Consider the following 7,107-nt stretch of genomic DNA (forward strand, 5'->3'; position numbering starts at 1 on the left):
GTTATAATTTAGCATCTATCTTTAGGTATGAAAATTAGGCATTTTGATATTACAAAAATTATATTTTTATCATTAGTTCTTTTGATGGAATTTCCAGCTTTGGCTCAAGCAGAGGTTATAACTAACCCTAAAACAATTACAGTCAATGCAACAAAGGGAGACAGTATCACCCGCATGATTACACTGCGGAATAACGAGAAAATAAATCCTTTAAAAGTAGTTACTTCTGATTTATTGAGTGCTGATAATAGCTCGGTTTTACCAGCGCAGGCAATTAAACTCACTTCACCACCTACTCAAATTAATCCTCAAGAACTGATTAGTTTACCAATCCAGTTTGATTTGCATAATTCTTCCAGTGGAGAATTTACAGGTGAAATAGTATTAACCTATGAGGCTGGTGAAAAAACCATTCCTGTGATTGTCAGACTCAAAGATCCTTGGCCATTTCCTCTGACTGTATTAGTGTTGGGAATCTTCATTGGTATGGCGGTTTCTGCTTACAGTAGTCAAGGGAAGTTAAGTGATGAAGTGACAGTTAATATAGAGAATTTGCGTACTCAAATTGCTGCGGATCAGGTTGAAGCACGAGCATTTTGGTCACGGGCTGATATCTATCTTAGTATTGCCAAACAAGCACGCGATGCTAAACAAATTGTTGAGGCGCAAGCAGCAATTAATAATGCCAAGGAAGTTTGGCATAAATGGATCAAGCAACGCCCTGATTGGCAGATTTTGTTTCGCTATTATGACAAACTCCGCCAACGCCTTGATCAAGATGACCTCAAAGAAGATACAGCCGGTCTCTATATTCAAGTTATAGAGCGCGATTTAGAACAAGTTTTACAAAATGCTCCTGTTCTTTCAACAGCAAATGAACTGCAACAAGCCCTAGATAAAATATCTCAACAAATTAATACTTATATTCAGCTAAAAACGCAGCTAGAAAAACTAAAAAACTTAACAGCAGGGTTAGAAGATATTAACCAACGCTATGAATGGGAAGATAAAGCATCTGAATTAAAGCAGAAATTGCATACGCTATTGCCTGCTCAAGAAACTGAGATACAGACTTTACAATCTGAAATTAATACCAGCATTGAAAAAGTAAGGGTGTTAGAAATTCAGGTTTTTGATGTAGAAAAAAGTATTGATGGTGGTTCTGAAGCAGGTATGGTGATTCAAGCTCCTTCAGTCTCCGAAAATGAATCTTCACAAGTGCCGTTTTTTAACAACACAGGGAAGGCGATCGCCAGCTTATGGCAAACTGCTAATGGGCGTTTGAAACTGTTTTATCTCTCTAGTTATCTGATTTCCTTTACTGTGCTGGCGGGTAGCGGTTTTAACCAGTTGTATTGGACTAAGCCCACCTTTGGAGCTAATGGTTGGGGTGATTATTTTGCCTTGTTAGCGTTGGGTTTTGGTGCAGAAGCTACTCGCAATGTAGTGACACAGGTAGCCCGTAAAGCGGATGAATCAAGCTCATAGTGCTATCAGCAGCAATTACATAGTATTACCAATTTATGGGTTAATTTTTGTCTTTTGGCGCAAATTAGCTAATAAAGACGGAAAAAGACTAAAATATTTCTAACTCAGTAACTAGGTAGCAAAAATACTGTGGCTAATCACGATCATCTCAGTGAGATTCTTGACCGCATCCTGAAGGGTAATCAGACTGAGGCAGATATTGAGCAGCTGCGGCGATCGCTAAAAATAGCTGACGGTGTAGTACAATCAGTAACCCAAACAGGCAAGTTCAACACCAACATTGGGCAAATAACTGGGGGAGATGTTCATCTAGGCGATCGCATTTATCAAGGTACAGATGCTGAAACACTGAAGAAAGTTTTACAGGAAGTTCTACCGCAGCCAAATCAGAAGCCTCCCACTAACCTCACGGGTGCGGATGGGTTGGGTGAGTTGAGTGCTACCGTACCACAGCGACCACTCAGCTTTTTACCTCGTCCAAAGGAAGTTAACTTATTAAAAGCATTAGTGGTGGATGAATCAAACCAGATGGCTGGTGTGCAGGGAATGGGCGGACTGGGTAAGTCGGTGTTAGCCGCAGAACTAGCACGGGATGAAGAAGTAAGGCGACGATTTTATCATGGAATAGTCTGGGTAACACTTGGTCAAACACCTACTTTGATCAATCTGCAAGCTTCGATTGTAGGGGCGTTAACAGGAGAGCCAACACAATTTAAGGATGTTCAGGAAGGCAAGATTTTCTTGGGTAATTTGCTCAGAGACAAAGCTTGTCTGTTGATTTTGGATGATGTTTGGGATCTCAAACACGCTGAGGCGTTTACAGGTTTGGGTCAGACTAGCCATATACTTATTACTACTCGTAATGCCGAAATCATTCAAAAGCTGAGTTCACAAAAGCAAAATTATCCGTTGGGCTTGTTGACCAATGAGCAAGCACTAGAATTATTAGCACAGGCTTCAGAGCAAGCAGTAAAAACTCTTCCGAGTGAGGCTAAGGCGGTAGCAGAGGAGTGTAAGAATTTACCTCTGGCTCTGGCGATGGTGGGAGCAATGGCTAAAGGTAAGCCCAATCTCTGGGGAGGGTTGCTAAAACGATTAAAGAATGCTGACTTAGAAAAAATTAAGCAGCAATTCCCGGATTATCCTTATCCTGACTTGCTGCGGGCAATTCAGGTAAGCGTCGATGCTTTAGAGCCAGAGATAAAAGAACGATACTTAAATTTTGCTGTATTTCCCGAAGATACTCCCATTCCGGTAGCAGTTTTGCAGACATTCTGGGAACCGGAAGGATTGGATGAATTAGATGGAGATGAAATTGTTACAACACTGGTGAATCGTTCACTGGCGCAGCAAGATCAATCAGGTCGCCTAACCCTCCATGACCTCCAGCTTGATTATGTGCGAAAGCAAGTCAACGACCTACCAGCGTTACATGAGCAACTGCTGGAAGCTTATCAAGGCAAATGTGGCGATGGCTGGGCAACAGGCCCCAAGGATGGGTACTTTTTTGAGCAGTTGGGCTACCATTTGCTGCAAGCCAACCGCCGAGATGAATTTCGGCAACTATTGCTAGAATTTAACTGGTTGCAAGCCAAGTTGTCAGCAACTAATGTCACTTCTTTAATTGCTGATTTTGATATATTCCCAAAAGATGAAGAATTACGTTTAGTGCAGCAGGCAATTTTACTGAGTCTTAAGGCCATAGCAAAAGACCCTGAACAATTTTGGAGCCAATTATATGGTCGATTGATGAGTCAGGAAATGCCGGGGATCAAAACCATGCTAGAGCATACAGGGCAAACTAGCTGGTTACGTCCATTGACTCCGAGTTTGCATCAGGCAGGCGGACTTTTACGTTGCACCCTCCAAGGGCATGAAGATTCGGTCATTGCCGTAGCCATCACCCCAGACGGGGGGCGGGCTGTTTCCGCATCCCATGACAATACCCTGCGCCTGTGGGATTTAAACTCTGGCAGTTGTCTGCACACCCTAGAGGGGCATGAAGATTCGGTCATTGCCGTAGCCATCACCCCAGACGGGGGGCGGGCTGTTTCCGCATCCCATGACAATACCCTGCGCCTGTGGGATTTAAACTCTGGCAGTTGCTGCACACCTGGACTGGTGACAGTGCTATTAGGTGCTGTGCCGCCTCATCTGATGGCGTTAAATTTGTAGCAGGTGAAGAATCAGGGCGGTTGCATTTCCTACGCTGGGAAAGGTTGAACTAGAAAAATAAAAACCCAAAATGGGAGATACTGGTAATGACTAGCCCGAATGACCCCCTTGCTATTATTGACAACATCCTAGCAGGCAATTTCACAGAAGCCGACCTTGCAAGTTTACGCCAATCACTAACTCCCAGTAGTAGCGAAAATGTAGTGCAGTTAGGCAAATACAACGTCAACATTGGAGAAGGGCAAGGCGATATCCACATTGGTGATAAGATTTACCAAGGTACTGATGCAGACACTATTAAAACAATTATTCAAGCTGTATTAGAAGAATTTGCACTTCCCCGCCGAGGAGCAGATAAATCATTGCAAAAATGGAAATACTTGCACACCTTCAAAGGTCATCTAGGTGCAATCAAAGCTTTAGCAATTAGTCTCAATGGGCAAACATTGGTAAGTGGCAGCAATGACAAAACACTCAAGCTTTGGGACTTGAGAACTCTGCAATTACTCTACAGTTCTCCCCCCAGCCAAAGTGCTATTACATCCCTAGCTATTAGTACAGATGGCAAGACTATTATAGCTGGTAGTCAGGGAGGCACATTGAGAACTTGGAACTTACCAACTAGAGAATTAGCTGGCAACCCCACAAAATTCCATAAAGGCGCAATTAACTGTGTTGCCATCAATCCTAATTGTCAAACTGTTGTTACCTGTGGCTCTGATAGAACACTGAAGGTAATAGATTTATTTACTAAAAATATAATTCACAACTTAAGCGCAGGAAAAACCCCCATCAAAGCAATTAGCATTAGCCCAGATAAACAAACACTGGTAACTGCTAGTGAGGCAGGCACAATTAAAACGTGGAACTTAACAACAGGAAAATTAATTTATTCCCTTGCACAAGCTCATGAAAGTTCAATCAATACAGTAACATTTATTCCTAATTCTCCAACATTTATTACTGGTAGTTCCGATAAAAACATTAAAATCTGGACTATAAATTCTGCTAAAAAAATAGAATTACTCCACACACTAGACAGAGGAAAAACCCCAGTAAAATGTCTGGCAATTTATCCCGATGGACGCACTCTCATCAGTGGTAGTGAAGGCGGCGTAATCAAATTTTGGGATTTAGACACACAAGAACTACTGCACACACTCCTAGAAGTTCATCTAAGCTCAATCAATTGTCTTGCTATTAGTTCAGATAGCCAAAATTTTGTTACTGGTAGCGAAGGCGGTAACATCAAAGTTTGGCGCAGGTATTCTTAAATAAATTGTATTTTACTATATTTGTGCAATAGTTAGAAGACTTAAGTCTCAAATATTTTTAACTCAGTAATACTTTGGCTAATTATCTGCATCCAAGTCACATTCTTGACCAGATTCTCAACGCAAGTTAAGTTGAGAAGGATATTAACTTAATGCTGCAAGTGCCGATTATCCTAAGCTTTTCTGACTAGCTAGTCCATACCAACCCCAACGACAATGAGTTCTAATGAGCTAAACAATATCCTTGATGACATTGGTAGTGATAAGCACGATGAAAAAGACTTAGCTGCTTTACGTCGGTTACTGAGTTCAAGCGATCGCCAAAGTCTGCTACAGCTAGGCAAATATAGTGTCAACGTTGGGGAAGGACAGGATATTCAAATTGGCGATCGCATTTATAAGGGGGCAGATGCTGAAACAATTAGAAAAATTATCCAAGACGAACTGCAAGCAGTTAAGTTTGGACACAACAGCCAATCTGTTCGTAGCGGCTTATATGCGTTGACTGAATTAATGGCAGTACCTCAAGTGCGTGCTGCTGTCTTTGCTTTCCGCACCGATTTTCAAGCTGTGTGCGAACAAATCGATGTTTTAGTCAATTACAAAGATTTGCATGACTTGTTACATACGCTGGAGTTCCAATGCTATGGCGGTATTGTTCAGGAGGCAAAACGATTTCCAGATGATGAAACAGCCTTAGACATCCTCATGGATCATCAGCTAACACTTCAGCAAATTGTCACTGACATACAAGAAATCGCGCTTCGGGGAACCCTAGCTAAAAACGAACTTCTTTGGCTCAAAGACCTTGTGCAAGCTACTGAAGAGTTACACGGTGGGATTGAAAACCTTGACACAAGACAGATCAAAAGGGCTGTATGGCTCATCAACCGAGTGCTGGCCATCCAACCTTCACGAATTAATACTAGTCTGAATATCGCAGCACGGGTCTTAAGGCTACCTGCTCTGGTGAAAGCACTAACTTGCGTGCGAGACAATTTAACACATTGTGAACTTGATGCAGACAAAGCCAGCCAATTCAATGACGGTGTTGAGGCTCTGGCCAGCCTAGAACATAGCTTAACTATTCTCGTTCACAGTCACAACGACTGGCAAGAACTCGATTTAGAATTACGCCGGATTGAAGCCAATATTGAACAAGATATTTTTGAACTTGAACTGTCTTGGCCTGATCTGAAAGCAATGGCAGAATCACTCTACAGCAGCAGCATAGACGAATGGGCGTTAATGTTTCAGCAAGATAGTGAGAATTTGGATAGTGCGATCGCATCAAAAAATCCAGTTAAAGTCAAACGATACTTCCGAAGCTACCGCCGACGTGCAGGCGATCGCTTCTTTCGAGTTGATATGGATCTGAAGCGATTGTGCGGGAATTTGCGGATAGTTGGTGAACCATTAGTATCTGTGCTGAGGTTGATTGAATGAGTGAATTTAGTATTTCTCTTACCTCTGACAATACCGTAAGCAGCTTTGCTTCGTTGGCATCTCTACGAGCTGCTCACAGTGAACTCCTGAAACGCCATCGTGAAAGTGGTAGTACATCTGAGTTGCTAAAAGAGATAGAAACATTTATTTGTCAAGGGCGAGCTACTGGTGCGCTACTCGATACTGACGAAGACCGATGGGCCAGCCAAAGTTTATTAGATTACTGGACGGCCATATTGTACCGTGCTGGACACGAACCACCTGATGCTACATTAGCTGAATTTGATCCAACATTAGCTCCAGAACTGGATGACACGCTATGCCCTTACTTGGGGTTGGAAGCATTTCGAGAGGAAAAGTCAAGCCTTTTCTACGGTCGCCAACGTCTTTTAGAGAAACTGGTTAATCACCTTAAAGAAAACCGTCTATTAGCCGTGGTCGGTTCTTCTGGCAGTGGTAAGTCATCAGTCGTTTTAGGCGGACTGTTGCCAAGCTTGAAAGCTGGTGTGCTGTCGGGTAGCGATAACTGGCACTATTACTCGCCAATAGTACCAGGAGTTAATCCATTAGAAAACCTCGCCCGGATTACTCAACCTCTTGGTGTTAATGATTTCAAGGGGCGACAAGCTCCCTAAAGTGCTTGCTGTATAAGCTCCATAGCCCTTAAACCTCGCTGATAATATGCTTGCTTATTGCGAATAGAACCGACCAGTTCCTCGACCCA

The 7,107-nt window shown here is 42.6% G+C and carries 5 protein-coding genes; all 5 read left to right on the forward strand.

The window, feature by feature from the left end:
- The first annotated feature begins 81 nt into the window (after positions 1–81).
- The 5 genes from H6G79_RS32665 to H6G79_RS32690 all read left to right on the forward strand — a co-directional run bounded on the left by H6G79_RS32665 (position 82) and on the right by H6G79_RS32690 (position 7,018).
- Complete coding sequence (locus H6G79_RS32665) at positions 82–1,488, forward strand: hypothetical protein (protein ID WP_206758809.1); 1,407 nt, start codon at positions 82–84, stop codon at positions 1,486–1,488.
- Positions 1,489–1,617: 129 nt separating this feature from the next.
- Positions 1,618–3,663, forward strand: coding sequence for an NB-ARC domain-containing protein (locus H6G79_RS36475; RefSeq protein WP_199338590.1), 2,046 nt, complete (start codon positions 1,618–1,620; stop codon positions 3,661–3,663).
- 86 nt (positions 3,664–3,749) lie between these two features.
- The gene (locus H6G79_RS32680; RefSeq protein ID WP_190595067.1) at positions 3,750–4,937 is read left to right on the forward strand and encodes a WD40 repeat domain-containing protein; all 1,188 of its coding nucleotides are present in this window, start codon (positions 3,750–3,752) and stop codon (positions 4,935–4,937) included.
- 216 nt (positions 4,938–5,153) lie between these two features.
- Positions 5,154–6,383, forward strand: coding sequence for a hypothetical protein (locus tag H6G79_RS32685; protein WP_190595066.1), 1,230 nt, complete (start codon positions 5,154–5,156; stop codon positions 6,381–6,383).
- Positions 6,380–7,018 carry a hypothetical protein gene (locus H6G79_RS32690; protein ID WP_190595065.1) on the forward strand — a complete coding sequence of 213 codons (639 nt, stop codon included), beginning with the start codon at positions 6,380–6,382 and terminating at the stop codon, positions 7,016–7,018. Before H6G79_RS32685 ends, H6G79_RS32690 begins: the two co-directional genes overlap by 4 nt.
- Positions 7,019–7,107 lie beyond the last annotated feature (89 nt).

Origin of the sequence: Anabaena sp. FACHB-83 (assembly GCF_014697485.1) — a bacterium.
Lineage (GTDB): Bacteria > Cyanobacteriota > Cyanobacteriia > Cyanobacteriales > Nostocaceae > Nostoc_B.

What these genes read in the sequence shown, in the direction of transcription:
- H6G79_RS32690 (WP_190595065.1), top strand. Translation starts at nt 6,380, where the DNA reads ATGAGTGAATTTAGTATTTCTCTTACCTCTGACAATACCGTAAGCAGC.
- H6G79_RS32685 (WP_190595066.1), top strand. Translation starts at nt 5,154, where the DNA reads ATGAGTTCTAATGAGCTAAACAATATCCTTGATGACATTGGTAGTGAT.
- H6G79_RS32680 (WP_190595067.1), top strand. Translation starts at nt 3,750, where the DNA reads ATGACTAGCCCGAATGACCCCCTTGCTATTATTGACAACATCCTAGCA.